Below are 16660 nucleotides of genomic sequence, written 5' to 3' on the forward strand. Positions count from 1 at the left end.
CCAACCCAATCCCTGGAGAGGACGCGTCTCATGAGCACAGACGGCAAGGTCGATCGCCGTACCCTTCTCCGCGTCGCGCTCGCGGCGCCGGCCGTGGGTGCGCTGGCGTCCTGTGCGAAGCCGGTCGTCGAGAAGTCCGGCCCGGCGCCGACCCTCGGCGCGAAGGTCGACGGCAGCAAACCGCTGGAGTTCTTCAACTTCGACGGCGGGTACGGGAAGAAGTGGACCGAGATGCCACTGGACCTGTACCGCAAGGAGTTTCCGCAGGCAGCGGTGAAGCTGACGAGCGGCCAGCAGCTCCAGCAGCAGTTGCAGCCGCGGTTCATCCAGGGCAACCCGCCCGACCTGATCGAGAACGTCGGTCTCGACGGCGCCGCGCTGGCTGCGAAGAAGCAGGTCATGGACATCGGCGCGCTGCTCGACATGGAGGCCTACGACCAGCCGGGCGTGAAGGTCCGCGACACCCTGCTGCCCGGCGTTGCCGAACACGGCGTCTATGACGGGGTCAAGTACGAGATGCCCTACGTGATCGGCACCGGTGGCATCTGGTTCAGCCAGAAGCTGATGGACGAGCACGGCTGGACGTATCCGAAGACCTGGCCGGAGATGCTCGCCCTCTGCGCAGAGATCAAGAAGTCGACGAAGATCGCGCCGTGGACCTACCAGGGTAAGTACCCGGGCTACCTGACCAGCCCGATGCTGATGACGGCGTACAAGGCGGCCGGTCCGGAGCTGAAGAAGAAGGTCGACAACCTCGCACCGAACGCGTGGCGGGATCCGGCGCTGGTCCAGGCCGCCGAGGGCTACCAAGAGCTGGCCGCGAAGGGCTACCTGCTGGAGGGCTCGCAGGCCATCGACCACAAGCAGTCGCAGGCGTTCTGGGCGAAGGGGCAAGCGGTCTTCATCCCCTGCGGTGGCTGGCTGGAGAACGAGTCCGGCCAGGACGCGCCCAAGGACTTCGCGATGACGATGATGCCGATCCCGGGCTGGTCAGCCGACGACAAGGCGCCGTTCGAGACGCTGACCGGCGGCCCCGGTGGTGCGCTGATCGTGCCCGCGCAGGCCAAGAACCCGCAGGGTGGGCTGGAGCTGCTCCGGATCATGATCTCGAAGAAGTGCATGCAGAACTTCGCCGGCCTGACCAACTCGCCGGTGGTGGTCAAGGGTGGTACCGACGGCGTCAAGCTGACCCACGCGGCCGAGTCGATGCAGAAGGCGATCGCGGCGGCCGGCTCGAACATGTTCAACGACTGGCAGTTCCGCATCTGGTACAAGAAGTTGCTCGACAACTCGGACAAGGCGATGGCCGCGCTGATGAACCGCGAGGTGACGCCGGACGAGTGGAGCAAGCAGATGCAGAAGTACGCCGACGAGACGGCGAAGGACCCGTCGATCAAGAAGTTCCACGCCTGACATGCATCACGGCAAGTACCGCTTCGTCGTCGGCCTGCTGCTGATCCCGCTAGGGCTCTACGCCGTCTTCGTGGTCTCGCCGTACCTGCAGGCCTTCCCGATCGCGTTCACCGACTGGGAAGGCCTGTCGGCGACCTACCAGTACATCGGGTTCGACAACTTCGTCACGCTGTTCCACGACTCGGTGTTCTGGACGGCGTTGCGGCACAACCTGTTCCTGCTGGTCAGCCTGCCGACGATCATCATCACGATGTCGCTGTTCTTCTCCGCGGTGCTCAACCACCGCGGTGGCATCTGGGGCGCGAAGTTCTACAAGATCGTGTACTTCTTCCCGGCGGTGCTGTCGATCGCCGTCGTCGGCGTGCTGTGGCAGTTCATCTTCGAGCCGCGCGGTGGTCTGCTGAACGGTTTCCTGCGCGCGATCGGTCTGGACGCGCTCGCCCAACCCTGGCTGGGCGACGGGGACACCGCCCTCGGTTCGATCATGGCGGTCGTGGTCTGGGGCGGTGTCGGCTTCTACGTGGTGCTGTTCACCGCGGCGATGGCGGCGATCCCGAAGGAGCTGTACGAGGCGGCACTCCTGGACGGCGCCGGCTCGCTCCAGGCGTTCTTCCGGATCACGCTGCCGCTGATCTGGAACACCGTGCAGGTCGCGATCGCGTTCCTGGTGATCGGTGCACTCGACCAGTTCGCGCTGATCAAGGTGCTGTCGGTCGGGCCGGGCGGTCCGAACGACGCCACCCAGGTGATCTCGCTGTACATGTACACGAACGCGTTCACGTACGGGAAGTTCGGCTACGCGTCGGCGATCGGCGTGACGCTGTTCGCGCTGAACATGATCCTGACCGTGCTGGTGTTCCGGCTCACTCGCCGCGAGCGGGTCGTCTACTGATGGGAGAGCGTTCGATGACCCGGACGGCGACCGGTCGGCTGTTCGGCGGGCTGACGCAGGGCTTCGCGCTGGTGTGGGGCGCGATGGTGCTGTTCCCGCTGCTCTGGTCGGTGATGAGCTCCTTCAAGACCGACTCCGAGATCTTCCAGAGTCCGTGGCAGCTGCCGGCGGTGTGGCACTGGGACAACTTCAGCCGGGCCTGGAGCGAGTCACACATCGGCCGGTACTTCTTCAACAGCCTGGTCGTGGTGACCTGCGGTGTCGTGGTCTGCCTGCTGCTCTCGGCCGCGGTCGCGTACGTGCTGGCGCAGTTCGAGTTCCCGGGCAGCAAGGTCCTGTACTACGTCTTCGTCGGCGGCATGGTGTTTCCCGGCTTCATGGCCCTGGTACCGCTGTTCTTCGTCGTCCAGAACCTCGGACTGATGAACACCTACCTCGGACTGATCCTGGTCTACGCGACCGGCGGGATGTCGTTCTCGGTCTTCTTCCTGACCGCCTTCTTCAAGACCCAGTCCAGGGAGCTCGCCGAGGCCGCGCTCGTCGACGGCTGCTCGCACTGGGGTGTGCTGTTCCGCATCATGCTGCCGCTGGCCCGGCCGGGTCTCGTCAGTATCGGCATCTTCCAGTTCCTCGGGATGTGGAACGAGTACCTGCTGCCGCTGGTGCTGATGACCGACGAGAACCGCTACCTGGTCACCCAGGGGCTGGCGAACCTCGCGGTGACCCAGGGGTACCACTCCGACTACTCCGGGCTGTTCGCCGGTCTCACCATTTCGATCCTCCCGGTCCTCGCGGTCTACCTTGTCTTCCATCGGCAGATCAGTGCCGGTATGACCGCAGGAGCCCTGAAGTGAAGGATCTGTTCCTTGCAGCTACGTCCCTGGACGTAACACCTCCCTCCGGCCACCCCTTGGACGGGTACGCCGCCCGCACGGGCCCGGCGACCGGTGTGGCCGACCCACTCCGCGCCACGATCATCTGGCTCAGTACGGCGGATGCCCCCGGCGTGCTGTGGTTGACCCTGGACGCGATCGCGGTCGGCGCGGAGTTGACCGCCGAACTGTCCGCAGCGGCCGGACGCGCCGCTGGTATCCCGTCAGAGCACGTGGTCGTGTCGGCCTCGCACACGCACTCCGGTCCGAGCGGTTGGACCGGCCAGATCCACCCGGTGATTCCGGCCGAGCGTGAGGCCGCACTGTACGAACCACTCGTCTCGGCGGTGGCGAACGCCGTACTGACTCGGCAGCCGGTGGTTGCGTCGTGGCGGTCGGTGGAAGTGACCGGGGTCGGTACCAACCGGCATCGGGAGGACGGTCCGCACGACAACACGGCCGGGGTGCTCGCGCTGCACTCGTTGACTGGTTCGCTGCAGGCCGTTCTGCTGGACTTCGCATGCCATCCGACGACGTACGGGCCGGAGAACCTGCTGTGGTCGGCTGACTGGCCAGGTGCGGCCAGGGCTGCGCTTGAGCCGGCTGTGGTCGGCTATCTGCAGGGCGCGGCCGGTGATGTCAGTCCGAGGTTCACTCGGCAGGGACGTGGCGCGGTGGAGATCACCAGGCTGGGCGAGCTGCTGGCAACGCGAGTGCGAGAGGCGCTGGCCGAGCCAGGGCTCGCACTACCTTCGGTGACACCGAGCATCCGCCGTACGGCGATCCGTTTGCCGGTGCGGGCGCTCCCGCCGGCCGAAGACGCGGCTGCGATCGTGAGAGCGGCTGAGAGCGCGGTGCGTCGTGGTGTGGACGACCCGTCGGCCAGGATCGCGCAGACCCGGTTGGACGGCGCTCGCGGGCAGGCGCTGATGGCTGCGGCCGACCTGCCCGCAGAACTCGAGCTACCGGTCAGCGTGGTCACCTTGGGCGACGTGTGCTGGGTGAACCTGCCGGTGGAGCTGTTCGCTCTGCACGGAGCCGCTGTGCAGGAGAAGAGCAGCCATCCGATCACGCGGGTAGTCGGCTACACCGACGGCTACTTCGGGTACGTCGTCGACTCGACCGCGGCCGAAGCAGGTGTGTACGAAGCGCTCATCACCTACTTCGACCAGCCGACGACGAATCAGCTGGTGACTGAGACAGCGGCCTTCGTCAACGCTTAGAAGGTGGCGATCGGGTTGATCGGACTACCCGACGTACCGGCGAAGCGGACTGGTGCGACGGCGAGCTGGAAGTCCCACTGACCGAGCTCGGCAGCAGTCGTCGCGCACTCCTCGAGATCGCAGTTGTCGAGCATCCACAGGCCCATCGCAACGAGGCTCACGGCGTGCACTGGCATCAGGATGTCGTCGTACCCGGAAGGCTGCACGTCTTGTGGGGTGTCGGCGCCGATCAGTGCGACCTCCCGCTCCTGCAGCCACGGCAGACAGGCCGCGTGCCAGCCGGCCTGCGTGATCCCGCCGGAGGGGCCTTCCTGGTGCCGTGCGCGGCCGTAGCCGGTGCGGATGAGTAGTGCGTCGCCGGACTGCACCCGCACGCCCTGGCGGCGCTCGGCCGCCTCGAGGTCCTCGGGAAACACACCCTCACCTGGTTCCAGCCACGGGACCTCACGGACCGCCGCAATGTCCAGCAGGACGCCACGCGTGACGATCCCGTTCGCCGCCGCCGTGACGGCGGCCCACGACGAGCCCGTCTCGGCATCAATCATCGAGTGCGGCCGACCGTTGTACAGCTTGCCGTCCCAGAGGAGGTGGCACGGCGAATCCAGGTGGGTGATCGTGTTGCCGTGGAACATGATGCCGAGGCGCTCGTTCGAGAAACCCCAGCGCCGGTCGTTCTGGAACAGCTGCGGCATGTGCTCAGCGCCTGGCATCTCGACCGCGGACGGACACACGTTGGTCGACCGCTCCATCTCACCCGGTACGGCGACCTCCCAGGCGCACGAAACGCTCCGGCCGTGGCGCACTGCGCGCGCCGCGGCCAGCCGGACGTCGTTGGTGATGTGGTTCAGCGTGCCGAGTTGGTCGTCGTCACCCCACCGCCCCCAGTTCGACAGTGTCTCGAAGTACCCGAGTACGTCGTCCTGTGTGGGTGTCGTCATCCCAGCACCGCCTCCTGGTTTACAACGCGAGCTCTGGCTGCAGCTTCTTCGCGGGCCAGACGCGCTGCTTGCGTGCGGCCAGAGTAGACGCGGCCAGTGCCACTGCGAACCAGGCGCCGAGTGCCAGCAGGTCCTTGCCGAGTGAGGCGGTGGAGCCGCCGTACATGAGGTGGCGGACGCCGTCGATCGCGTAGCTCATCGGCAGCGCGTGGTGGAAGAAGTACAGCGGTGCCGGGATGGTCTGCCACGGGAACGTGCCGCCCGCGCTGACCAGCTGGACCACCATCATCACCAGGCCAAGGAACTTACCGATGGCACCGAACCACGAGGCCAGCGCGTGCAGGATCGCCACGAAGGTGATCGAGGTCAGCATCAGGAAGCCGACGGTCAGCCACGGGTGCGCGGTGTTGATGCCGAGGCCGAGCGTCACCGCGGTGAAGACGAGCGCCGCCTGGATCGCACCGAATAGTGCGGGCGGCAGCCAGCCACCGAGCGCGACACGGAACGGCGACTGCAGTCCGGCGAGTGCACGCGGGGAGAGCGGCCGCACCAGCAGGAAGAGCACGTAGGCACCGATCCAGCAGGCCAGGCAGAGGAAGAACGGGGCCAGACCGGCGCCATAGCTCTCGGCACTCGCCTGGGAGACGTTCTGCAGGGTGACAGGTGCACCCAGGGTCTCGGCCACCGCCTTGCGCTGCTCAGCGGTCGGGTTGGGGATCTGCTTGACGCCCTTCTCCAGACCGGTGTTCAGCTGCGTCGCGCCGTTCTTCAACTGGGTAACACCGTTGGCAAGGCTGTTCACACCGCCCAGGAGCTGCCCCTGCCCGGTGACCGCCTGCTTCTCACCGGCCGCGAGCTGCTGCGCACCGGACTGCAGCGTCGTGAGACCGGTCGCCAGCTGGCCGGCCCCGGTGTCGAGCTGCTTGGCGCCATTGGCCGCCGTACTGATGCCGTTGGTTAGGGCTGGTGTGGCCTTGGCGAGTGCGGCAGCGCCGTTGGACACCTTGCGAGCGCCACCGGCCAGCTGGTTGAGCTGAGTGGAGGTCGACTGGATCTTGGTGTTCGCCCGGACGACCGGACCGCGCAGCTTGGCGGTCTCGGAGAGGATCTGGTTGATCTGGTGGTTGCTCAGGCCCTGTGCCTTCAGACGGGCTGCGAGCGTCTTGTCGAACGCCTTGAGGTCCTTGACCAGCGTGTTCGACGCAGTGGCGACCTGACGACCCACACCGGCGATCTTCTCGTTGCCGTCGGCCACCTGGTCGGCGCCGTTCGCCAACGCCTTGGTCTGCTTCGGCAGGCTCGCAGTCTTGCTCTTCAGCGTGCCCAAGCCGTCGCTGAGCTGGTCAGCGCCAGTGGCCAGCTTCGCCGCGCCCTGCTGTGCCTGTCCTGCTCCTGTCGCCAGCTTGGTCGCACCGGCCGACAGCTGCTGCTGGGCAGTGTTGAGCTGGCCGGCGCCGGACTGCAGCTTGCCGACGCCAGTGGACGCACTCGTCAGCCCGTTCTGCAGCTGGGCTGCACCTGAGGCAGCCTGGCTGATCTGACCGTGGATCGTGTTGTACCCGGCCAGCAGCTTGCTCGCCGCCGTCTCGCTCACCTGGGACGCGACGGTCTTGGTGACCTGAGCGACGACCTGGTTGGCGATGGTGTGCGCGACGTAGTTGTTGGCGTCGTTGGTGATCAGCTCCAGGTTCGCCTGTCGCGGCGTGAAGTCCGCACTGGAGGCCAGGTCCCCGGAGAACGACTTGGGCAGCACCAGGGCGAACTCGTACTTGCCGTCCGACACACCCTTGGTCGCCTCGGCGCGGGTGACCTTGTGCCAGCCGAAGCTCTTCGACTTGACCAGCTCGTCGGCCACCTCCGGCCCGACGTTCAGCTTCTCGCCGGTGGCCAGCGTGGTGCCCTCGTCCTCCACCACGACCGCGGTGGGAATCTGGTTGAGCCTGCTGTACGGATCGTGGTTCGCGTAGAGATACAGGCCGCCGTACAGGACGGGGACCAGCAGTAGAGCGACCACGGCCAGCTTGGGCAGTCGGCCAGCGGTCAGCCGCCGGAGCTCACTCAGGGCCATCCGGAGCGCGGTCACGCCTTCATCTCCTCAACTTGATCTGCGGGTACGTCGAGCAACCGGGCGGAGGTATCTGCGCACGTGATCAGGACTGCGTAGCCCCGGTCGGCCAGATCCTGGCCCAGTGCGTACCACTCGTGCGGATCGCCGCCATGGCGGTCCGGCATGGTCAGAATGACGACCTTCACGTCCGGCCGGGCGACGGTCAGCTCGGCGAGCAGTCTGGTGCGTGCAGCGACCGGGAGGTGCTCGAACCGGGTGTTGGCATGCTCAGCGGCACCGTGTTCTTCCAGCCACGCCAGCACAGCCTTCCGGCCGGCCTTGTGACCAGCCATGGCCAGCTCCTCGCCGACCACCGTCTGAACAGGCAGTGCGTCATCCGGCTCGGTAATTCCTGGCGCGTCGACCACAGCGACCTTGCGGCGCAGTACGGCGGGATCGGAGGAGCCCTGCAGTGTCACCTCGCCGGTGTCCGGCACGAGACGACCGGAGAGGGCCAGCGCGGCAGCCACGTGCCCGGGGCCCGGATAGCCGGTCAGCAGGATGACCTGCTTTTCGTCGACCTGCACCGACATGCCGGTCAGCATCGGCGCGTGCGGACCGAACACGCTGACCTTGGTGGCCTCGAGCTGCATCTCACGCTCCGCCTTCTTCTCCGGCAGTTCAATACGGTTGTGTATTCAATACAGAACTGTATCCTACTCTTATGGAAGCACCCAAGCGCAGTCGTACCGCCACTCGGGCCCGCCTGCTCGCAGGCGCGCTGGAAGTCTTCGCCGAGCGCGGGTTCGCCGGTGCCTCGGTCGAGGACATCTGCGACCAGGCCGGGTTCACGCGGGGTGCGTTCTACTCGAACTTCGGCTCCAAGGACGAGCTGGTGCTGGCGTTGTTCCAGGCAACGACCGACCGGCTGCTCGAGCAGATCGAGGCGCTGCTGCCCGAACTGGCCAACCAGCCCGGCACGCTGCTGGACGCCGTACTGGGCCTGCTCGACGAGGCTATCGGGGATCAGCGGCAGTGGCACCTGATCTCCACAGAGTTCACTTTGCACGCATTGCGCAACCCCGAGGCGGCGCGGGCGCTGGCCGAGCAGCGCGCGATGTTCCGGGCCAGCCTGACCCGGTTGGTCGAGGAGATTTCAGCGGCGAGTCATGTGCAGTTCAGCGTGCCCGCCGAGCAGTTCGTCCGGCTGGTGATCGCGCTCCACGAGGGCGCGCGCTCACAGAGCCTGCTCGAGCCTTCTGCCGTTCCCGCGGGATCGCTTGAGCACGCCTTCCTGCCGATCGTGCTGGACGCGGTCAGTCGACCTTCACGCTGATCGTGTGCAGGCCGGTCGACCCGTCGGGCGCCGGTGGTGCGGAGGCTTCGATCTGCGGAGTGCCCTTGGCGTCGACCGCGCGAACCTGCAGGATGTGCGTCCCGCGCGGCGCGTCCCAGGTCCAGTGCCACTGCCGCCAGGTGTCGATCGAACCGTCCGCGGCCAGAGTGGTTTGTTGCCAAGGGCCACCATCGACGCGGACCTCGACCTTCGACACCCCGACATGCTGGTCCCACGCCACGCCTGCCACGGTCACCGGTCCGGCGGTCACCTTCTTGCCAAGCGGTACGTCGATCCGCGACGACAGCTTGATCGGCCCGAGCTCCGACCAGCCCCGAGGTGTCCAGTACGCCTCGAACTGATCGAACCGCGTCACCTCGATATCGGTCAGCCATTTCGTCGCCGACACGTAGCCGTACAACCCCGGTACGACGATCCGCACCGGGAACCCGTGTGCCACCGGCAGCGGCTCACCGTTCATCGCGAACGCGAGCATCGCCTGGCGATCGTCGAGCAGCGTACTGAGCGGCGTACCGGCGGTGAATCCGTCCTTCGATGTCGACTGGATCGCGTCGGCGTCCTTCGACGGGCCAGCTTCTTCGAGGAGGTCTTTCAGGAGTACGCCGGACCACAACGCGTTGCCGATCAGGTCGCCGCCGACCTCGTTGCTGACACAGGTCAACGTGACCCACTTGTGCATGACCTTGCGCTTCAGCAGGTCGTCGAAGGTGAGGTTGAGTTCCTTGTCGACCATGCCGTGGATCCGCAGCTTCCAGTCCGACGGCATGATCTGCGGGACGGCGAGCGCGGTGTCGATGCGGTAGAAGTCTTCGTTCGGCGTTGCCCATGGCGTTGCACCCTCAGCCTGTACGCCGGCCGGTGGCTCGAGTGACGGCGGTAGCGGCAGCTTGAGGTTTCTGCGGGCGTCCGCCACCGCGGTTCGGCTGCCGCTGATCACGCGGCCGAGCAGGCCGAGCGCGGCCGAACCGATCGCGACACCGCCCGACAACTGCAGAAAGCCCCGGCGGCTGACGCCGTCATCGGGGAAGTCGATCAGCGGTTCCAGACGTTTCGTGTTCAGACGTAGTACGCCGAGCGCGGTCAGGCCGGCGACGGCCGACGGGACGAATCCGGTTTGGCCCGAGTCCGCGCGGGTCAACGCGGCCGCCACGGCGACCCCGCCTAGTGCGACGACGATCAGTGCGCCGGCCCAATATCGCCGTACGGCGAGGATGCCGCCGATCGCGGCCAGCGCGAGCAGGACGATCAGAATGCCGATCCGGAGCGCGGTCTTGTCGTTCGTGCCGAACCAGGAGATCGCCAGGTCCTTCAGCCACGGCGGCACTCGATCGATGAACGCCGAGCCGATCGCGACCACGGGAGTCTGCGACGTACCGAGTAAGCCGGCCGCGACACTGCCCGCTGCCAGACCGGCGAGGGCGGCCAGGATGCCGCCGATCGCGCCACGCCATCGGGTCGCACGATGTTGATTCACATCTCAACCTTGACGCGGAGGGGCGCCCGACACCAGTCGAGCGCCCCATCCGTTAGTTCCGGGTAATGCGTTGAAGTTGTACTTGCTTGATCTACTGCTCGCTCAGAGCGCCGGCCGGCCGTTCGGCCAGCGACGTGCGTTGTCCCGGACCCGGCGCAGCTTGCCGAGCACAACCTCGCGCTCGTCGGACAGCTGCGACATCCACAGGCTGTCGATCTCCAGGAGGTGATCCGGCAGTGCTTCGCGCAGCCGCCGCTTCCCCTCCTCGGTGATCACCGCGTACGAACCGCGGGCGTCGTCAGGGCACGGCTCGCGACGAACCAGGCCGAGGTTCTCGGCACGGTCGACGAGCCGGGTGATGCCGCCGGTGGTGACGGTCAACTCCCGGGCCAGGGAGGTCAAACGCTGCTTCTCCCCGTGACTGCGGGCCAGCCGCAGCAACAGTTCGAACATTGCCATTTGCAGACCACTGCGCTTGAGAGAGTGCCGCATCAACTGATCCAGCTCGGCTGCGGCTTCCCGCAGCAGACCGTAGGCCGTGATGACGTCGCTTTCCCAGGGTTCCGCGGCGCGGGTGGGTTCTGCATCGGCGAGCGCTAGGGGCGAGCAAAGCGAAGGCGCGATGGTCATGCGCGGACTCTAGTAGCTGACTAGTTCACTTCGCTACACGGGGTGACCTTTTGGCTACAGATCGACCGTCACTCGCAAACTTCCTGAGCGTAACCGGGCACCTGTCCAGACCAGTACCGAGGGTGCCTGTGGATAACTTCCGCGGCGATCGGCCGATCTTTGCCAGCCTTGCACCATGAGCGAGAACGAGAGCACTACACCCTTCGGGCCCGGCTTCGTGGCCGCCTGCATCGTCATCGCCGCCGTCCTCACCTGCGGCCTCATCGTGCTCCTCGCCGACGGTACGGCGGACTCGCCTGGTGGCGCGCACCTGTCGAACCCCGGCGCAGCCGTGGTGAGCGAAGGAGGCGAGTCGCGAGCAGTTCCCGCCACCACCTGCCCGGGCGGTCGCGGCGGCTCTGCAGGTTGCGTGCCCTCCTCCCGTTCAGTTCGTTCTGGGTGCTCGTTGTCGGGTGGGGATCAAGGTGTTCCGGTGGTGGCACCTGCGGTTGACGGGTGGGAGGTGAGTCGGCGGGTGGTTGTTCCTCGGTCGACCGCCTTCGGACCGGGGGTTGTCGACTCCGACGGGTTCCGGCGGTGTTTTGCTCATTCGCCGACGGGTGCGGTGTTCGCGGCGTACAACGTGCTTGCTGCGTTGGGCGATCAGACCAAGGCGACCGCGACCGCCCGCAAGCTCATGCTGCCCGGCCCCGAAACAGACGAGCTCCTGCGCGCAACCGCCAAAGAAACCTCGTCCACCAACACAGCGCCGACGCAGCTCGCCGGGTACCGCGTGCTCGCCGCCAACCGCGACCAGGTGACGGTGACACTCGCCGTACCGGTGGAGACGCAGTACATGAGTCTCACCGTGACGATGGTCTGGCATGACCACGACTGGCGGCTGCAACCACCGCCGTCCGGTGCTGCCATCGGGGCGCCGTTCGCTCAGGTTCGCAACCTTGCCGACTTCGTGAAGTGGAGTGGTCTCTGATGTGCGGGAAGCTCGAGATCGGCTGTCAGATCAAGGAAGGCTTCATCTCCGTCGCGACGTCCAGCCTGGATTCCCTGCTCCAGCAGGCCAGTCAGGCCGCACTCGACTCCATGCACTCGATGGCGACCTTGTGGCTGAAGGTGCCGAACGCAACAATCGCGACCGAATCCGGCGGCGGCTGGAAGAACACCAGCCCAGTCGAATACCTGCAGCACAGCACATTCACTGTCGTCACTGCGATCTTCACCGTCGCGATCCTGATCGCCGGCGTGCGAACCGCCTGGGAGCAACGAGCGAAACCGCTTCAAGAGTTGCTCAAGGCAATGATGATCTTCGTGCTCGTCTGCGGTGCCGGAGCGGCGGTGCTGCAGTTGCTGTCCGAGTGGTCCGACGGCCTGGCCCACGACATCGTCACCAAGGCAGCCGGCGGCAACGTCGACGCCGGCTTCCAGAGCATCGTCGCGAACGGCGGCTTCACCGAGATCGGCATCGCCTCCGGCCAGGTAATCCTCGCCATCTGCGTCACCATCTCGGTCATGTGCGCCTCGGTGATCCAGATCGTGCTCCTGCTGATCCGCTCCGCGATGCTCGTCATCCTCGCCGGCACCTTCCCATTAGCAGCCGCCGCCACGAACACCGAGGTCGGGCGGACGTGGTTCCGCAAGTTCTGCGGGTGGTCGCTCGCGTTCATCGCGTATAAGCCCGCGGCCGCGCTCATCTATGCGGCGGCGATGAAGCTCAACCAGTCCGCGATGCTGCCGAGCGACAACCAGCTGGTGCAGGCGATGACAGGAATCATGATGCTGATGCTCGCGGTCTTCGCCCTACCCGCGCTACTCCGATTCGCCGTACCCCTGACGGCAGCCGTAGCCGGCGGCAGCGCAGCAATGGGCAGCTCGGTAGCCGACCCCGGCGGCCTAGCCACCGGTGCCATCAACGTCGGCCGCGCCCGCCTAGGTTCCGGAGGTGGCGGTGGTGCTGGCGCTGCAGCGGGCGGCGGGGCGACCGGCGCCCGCACAGTCGGCGCCGCCGCGAGCGCCGGGCTAGGCGCGGCCGGAGCCGCCGTCACAGCAGCCCGCAAAGCCGGCGGCGCAGTAGCCGGAGCCGCCGCACACTCCGCCGGCGACGGCGGTGGCGGCGCCAACACCCCCAGCTCCTTCGGCCCCACCGGCTCAGGCGGCGGTTCCAGCGGCGGCGGTTCGCACGGAGGCTCGGGTGGTTCGCGTGGCGGTTCGTCCGGTGGCGGACGTGGCGCGTCCTCCGGCGCAGGCGGCAGCTCGCACGCCGGAGGCGGCAGTTCGTACGGCGGCTCGTCGAGCGGAGGGCCGTCCGGAGCCTCCGGTGGTTCCCCGCGGTCCTCGCGAACTTATGCGACCAGCAGCCCCGGTTCATTCGAGTACGACGGTCCCTCGGGCGGCTGGTGAGTCAGACGTGCGCGGCCAGCGGCGCCGTCGCCTCCGACTCCGACGGTCTGTTGGGGCGGAGAGCGGTAGGGGGCAACGCTTGCTCGTCCGCGCGGTCGTCGCGGACATAGGCGACCAGCGGCGCCGGTTCGTCCGAATGCGACGGTCCGCCGGGTGGCTGGTTGGCGACGCGTGCGCGACCAGCAGCGCCGGTTCGTCCGAGCACGACGGTCCGTCGGGCCGACGACAGTCCTTCGGGCGGTTGGTGAGAAACGGGTTGCCGCACACCTCGGTGGGCTTGAACTATGGCGGATATGCAGCTTGAGCGGATCGCCCTCATCTCGGACGTCCACGGCAACCTCACCGCACTTGAAGCAGTCCTCGCGGACATCGAGGCTCGCGGTATCACCCGGATCTTCAACCTCGGCGACTACGTCGGCAAGGGCCCTCGCGGCCAGGCGGTGGTCGACCGGTGCCGTGAGGTCTGCGAGGTCAACATCCTCGGCAACTGGGACGACTTCCTCCCCGACCCGGAACGCGACTACCCCGCGGGCGGCAGCATGCTGTGGTGGCGACAGGAGCTCCGTGCCGACCAGCACACCTGGCTGCTCAACCTCCCGTTCTGCCATGACTTCCAGCTGAGCGGCCAGCAGATCCGCCTGTTCCATGCGTCCGCGACCACGGTGCATCACCGCGTCTACTTCGACCACGACGAGACGGCGTACCGCAGCATGTTCGAGAACACCCCCGCCACCGGCAACGGCCCCCTGCCAACAGTCGTCGCCTACGGCGATACCCACGACGCCTACTACGAATGCGACCTAGGCCGCACCCTCATCAACGTCGGCTCGGTCGGCAACAGCCTCCACGACCCGACCCCCGTCTACACAATCCTCGAAGGCGTCGAGAACTCCACCGCCCCTGCACCGTTCTCCATCCAGTTCGTCCGCGTCCCGTACGACGCCCACGCCGAACTCGCCATCGCCCACGAACTAGGCGCCCCCGAACTCGACGGCTACGAGTCCGAGATCATCCACGGCATCTACCGAGGCACCTTCTACGCCGGCGAATCCCCCACCTACCACCGCGACTGACGCCTGGATTCCCTTGTCTACAAGGCGGATTTGCCTCGTTATCGTTCTGTGACTATATTAGAACACATGTTCGAGGAGGAGCTGTCCACGCTTTCGACGGCCGACTTGCTGGAGTCGGCCGCCGAGGAGCGCGCGACCGAGTACCGGTCGGCTGCGCGATCCCTCGTTCATGCGGTCGTGTACGCCGATCGTTTCCATCCGGACGTGTGTCCGGGGCGTCCGGGGCGCCGTGCGAGTGACGGGCGCGAGCGTGCAGTAGTGCTGGGTGGTGAGGGCTGTCCGCCGGTCATGGAGTTCTGCATCTCTGAGTACGGCGCGGTGCTGGGGGTGTCTCCGGGAGTGGCACGGGACTATCTCGCGAACTCGCTGGCCTTGCGGCACCGTTTCCCGTTCGTCTGGGCCCGGGTGCTGGGTGAGGAGGTCGCGGCCTGGAAGGCACGCAACCTCGCCCGCGACTGCGAGAAGCTGTCCCTGGCAGCCGCGCTGTACGTCGACCAGCGCGTCGCGCATCTGCTGGACACGATCTCGCCGACCCGGCTGGCCAAGATCATCAAGGCGGCCAAGATGCACGCCGACCCCGCCCAGGCGAAAGCCGAAGCCGACGAGAAGACCCGCGAGCGCGGTGTCTGGGTCGGCCAGTCCGACGAGCACGGCACCAAGACCTGCGTGATCAAGGCCGCCTCAGCGGCGGTCCGGCGGCACAAGGCAAAGATCGACGAGATCGCCGACGCCCTGCTCGCCCAAGGCGACCGGCGCAGCATCCAAGCCCGCCGCGCAGAAGCAGTAGGCATCATGCCCGACACCGCCTACACCAACGAACTCATCGCCCAAGCCCAACAACACCAGCACAACACCCCCACCCCGAACCCCACTCCCGCGCCTGACTCCGGTCCCGCATCGGACCCCGCCCCGGTACCTGCTGTCGGCCCCACGCCCGCATCCAATCCAGCGTCTGCTGCCGGGCCATCACCCACACTCGCGTCTGCACCCACCCCGGCGTCTGCACCTACCCCCGTGGCTACACCCGCTCCCGCGTCCACACCCGCTCCCGCGTCTACACGCGCCCGCGCATCTGCGATCGACCCCACTCCCGCGCCTGACTCCGACCCCGCGTCGGACCCCGCCCCGGTACCTGCTGTCGGCGCCGCTCCCGCGCCCGCATCCAATCCAGCGTTTGCTGCCAGACCGTCACCCTCACCCGCGTCTGCACCCACCCCGGCGTCCGCTCCCACGCCCGCTCCCACGCCCGCGCCCGCGTCCACGCCCGCGTCTGCGCCCACACCCACGCCCGCTCCCGCGTCCCCGCCCGCGTCCACGCCCGCTCCCGCGTCCACGCCCGCGTCTACACCCGCTCCCGCGTCTGCGCCCACACCCACGCCCGCTCCCGCGTCCACACCCGGCCGCGCATCTGCGATCGACCCCACTCCCACGCCTGACTTCGAGCCCGCGTCTGGCACCACCTCTGACCCGGCAGGGTCGCCCCACAACGTTGCTGCAGGCAACGGGATGCCGGCTGACCGGGCAAGCGGTGTGAGCCCGGATCCCGGTCGCCACGTCACCTCCGGCCCGGACAACGAGCCCGGCCCCGACATCGAGCCCGGCCCCGATGACGAGGCCGATCGTGAAGCGCCCCATCCAGGCGAGAGCGATCTCCCTGATCCTCTCGATCACTGTGACGACCGGACAGCCGAGCCGTTCGACGTAGCCAGCGGCGGCGCGTCCGACGCGGGCGAGTCAATGACCCCAGACGAGCTGCATGCTCTCGCAGCCCGGCTGGCCCAGATCAAGCGCGACGCCCACGCCCGCCCGCCAGGTGACCGGCCCACCCCGGCACGCCCAGGCAAGACCGAAATCTACGTCCACCTCACCGACCACACCCTCGCCACCAGCACCGGAGTCCTGCGCGCAGAAGACATCGGGCCACTACTCGCCACCCAGCTCACCGACCTCGTCGGCCACGGCCCCTACCTCGTCAAACCAGTCATCGACCTCAACAAAGCAATCAGCTCCGACGCCTACGAAACCACCAACCAGATCCGCGAACACGTCAAGCTCACCCACCCCACCGAACTGTTCCCCTACGGCACCCGCGAAACCACCAACAACATCGACCTCGACCACATCCAGCCCTACAACCCCCTTGGCCCACCAGGCCAAACCAACACCCAGAACCTCATACCGCTGAGCCGCTACGGACACCGGGTAAAGACCCACGCCCCCGGATGGAAGGTACGCCGAATCGACCCCAAGACGATCGAGTGGACAACACCCCACGGCTTCGTACTCCACGTCAACCCCACCGGCACCCACCGAATCTCGAAGGATCCACCGGACAAGTGATCAGACG

Annotated in this window: 15 protein-coding genes; 9 read left to right on the forward strand and 6 right to left on the reverse strand. The window is 67.1% G+C overall.

The genetic code is table 11. The features are described 5' to 3' along the window. The first annotated feature begins 30 nt into the window (after window positions 1-30). Genes ngcE through ACFTSF_RS01010 form a run of 4 tightly spaced genes read left to right on the forward strand, consistent with a single transcriptional unit; the run spans window position 31 to window position 4400 of the window. The gene (gene ngcE / locus ACFTSF_RS00995) at window positions 31-1413 is read left to right on the forward strand and encodes an N-acetylglucosamine/diacetylchitobiose ABC transporter substrate-binding protein (protein WP_380151868.1); all 1383 of its coding nucleotides are present in this window, start codon (window positions 31-33) and stop codon (window positions 1411-1413) included. Between the two features lies 1 nt (window position 1414). Further along, window positions 1415-2305 carry a carbohydrate ABC transporter permease gene (locus ACFTSF_RS01000; protein ID WP_380151869.1) on the forward strand — a complete coding sequence of 297 codons (891 nt, stop codon included), beginning with the start codon at window positions 1415-1417 and terminating at the stop codon, window positions 2303-2305. A gap of 14 nt (window positions 2306-2319) precedes the next feature. After that, complete coding sequence (locus ACFTSF_RS01005; RefSeq protein WP_380151870.1) at window positions 2320-3159, forward strand: carbohydrate ABC transporter permease; 840 nt, start codon at window positions 2320-2322, stop codon at window positions 3157-3159. Further along, window positions 3156-4400 (forward strand): hypothetical protein, encoded by a 1245-nt coding sequence (locus ACFTSF_RS01010; RefSeq protein WP_380151871.1) that lies wholly within the window; start codon window positions 3156-3158, stop codon window positions 4398-4400. Before ACFTSF_RS01005 ends, ACFTSF_RS01010 begins: the two co-directional genes overlap by 4 nt. Here ACFTSF_RS01010 and ACFTSF_RS01015 read toward each other — a convergent pair. The 3 genes from ACFTSF_RS01015 to ACFTSF_RS01025 are packed head-to-tail and all read right to left on the reverse strand — an operon-like array spanning window position 4397 to window position 8038. Further along, the gene (locus ACFTSF_RS01015) at window positions 4397-5338 is read right to left on the reverse strand and encodes a cyclase family protein (RefSeq protein WP_380151872.1); all 942 of its coding nucleotides are present in this window, start codon (window positions 5336-5338) and stop codon (window positions 4397-4399) included. The genes ACFTSF_RS01010 and ACFTSF_RS01015 overlap by 4 nt on opposite strands. Before the next feature lie 19 nt (window positions 5339-5357). Further along, window positions 5358-7421 carry a YhgE/Pip family protein gene (locus ACFTSF_RS01020; RefSeq protein WP_380151873.1) on the reverse strand — a complete coding sequence of 688 codons (2064 nt, stop codon included), beginning with the start codon at window positions 7419-7421 and terminating at the stop codon, window positions 5358-5360. Next, the gene (locus ACFTSF_RS01025; protein ID WP_380151874.1) at window positions 7418-8038 is read right to left on the reverse strand and encodes a hypothetical protein; all 621 of its coding nucleotides are present in this window, start codon (window positions 8036-8038) and stop codon (window positions 7418-7420) included. Before ACFTSF_RS01025 ends, ACFTSF_RS01020 begins: the two co-directional genes overlap by 4 nt. Window positions 8039-8109: 71 nt before the next feature. On the opposite strand from ACFTSF_RS01025, the gene ACFTSF_RS01030 reads away from it, so the two are divergent. Next, window positions 8110-8721, forward strand: a complete 612-nt coding sequence (locus ACFTSF_RS01030) for a TetR/AcrR family transcriptional regulator (protein ID WP_380151875.1) — start codon at window positions 8110-8112, stop codon at window positions 8719-8721. On the opposite strand, the gene ACFTSF_RS01035 is transcribed toward ACFTSF_RS01030, so the two are convergent. Both ACFTSF_RS01035 and ACFTSF_RS01040 read right to left on the reverse strand, forming a co-directional pair. Beyond that, window positions 8702-10216 carry a molybdopterin-dependent oxidoreductase gene (locus ACFTSF_RS01035; RefSeq protein ID WP_380151876.1) on the reverse strand — a complete coding sequence of 505 codons (1515 nt, stop codon included), beginning with the start codon at window positions 10214-10216 and terminating at the stop codon, window positions 8702-8704. The two genes, ACFTSF_RS01030 and ACFTSF_RS01035, sit on opposite strands and share 20 nt — an antisense overlap. Before the next feature lie 102 nt (window positions 10217-10318). Then, window positions 10319-10846: a MarR family transcriptional regulator gene (locus ACFTSF_RS01040; protein ID WP_344161127.1), complete on the reverse strand. Its 528-nt coding sequence runs from the start codon at window positions 10844-10846 to the stop codon at window positions 10319-10321. Window positions 10847-11021: 175 nt separating this feature from the next. On the opposite strand from ACFTSF_RS01040, the gene ACFTSF_RS01045 reads away from it, so the two are divergent. Next, window positions 11022-11816: a hypothetical protein gene (locus ACFTSF_RS01045; protein WP_380151877.1), complete on the forward strand. Its 795-nt coding sequence runs from the start codon at window positions 11022-11024 to the stop codon at window positions 11814-11816. Continuing rightward, window positions 11816-13240: a hypothetical protein gene (locus ACFTSF_RS01050; RefSeq protein ID WP_380151878.1), complete on the forward strand. Its 1425-nt coding sequence runs from the start codon at window positions 11816-11818 to the stop codon at window positions 13238-13240. The genes ACFTSF_RS01045 and ACFTSF_RS01050 overlap by 1 nt, the downstream gene beginning before the upstream one ends. Before the next feature lies 1 nt (window position 13241). Here ACFTSF_RS01050 and ACFTSF_RS01055 read toward each other — a convergent pair whose 3' ends face one another. Continuing rightward, the gene (locus tag ACFTSF_RS01055; RefSeq protein ID WP_380151879.1) at window positions 13242-13445 is read right to left on the reverse strand and encodes a hypothetical protein; all 204 of its coding nucleotides are present in this window, start codon (window positions 13443-13445) and stop codon (window positions 13242-13244) included. 88 nt (window positions 13446-13533) lie between these two features. Between ACFTSF_RS01055 and ACFTSF_RS01060 the strand changes: the two genes are divergently transcribed. Both ACFTSF_RS01060 and ACFTSF_RS01065 read left to right on the forward strand, forming a co-directional pair. Continuing rightward, entirely contained in the window at window positions 13534-14313 is a 780-nt protein-coding gene (locus ACFTSF_RS01060) for a metallophosphoesterase family protein (protein WP_380151880.1), read from the forward strand. 66 nt (window positions 14314-14379) lie between these two features. Further along, window positions 14380-16653, forward strand: coding sequence for a hypothetical protein (locus ACFTSF_RS01065; RefSeq protein ID WP_380151881.1), 2274 nt, complete (start codon window positions 14380-14382; stop codon window positions 16651-16653). Window positions 16654-16660 lie beyond the last annotated feature (7 nt).

Source organism: Kribbella sp. NPDC056951, from assembly GCF_042674205.1.
Lineage (GTDB): Bacteria > Actinomycetota > Actinomycetes > Propionibacteriales > Kribbellaceae > Kribbella > Kribbella yunnanensis.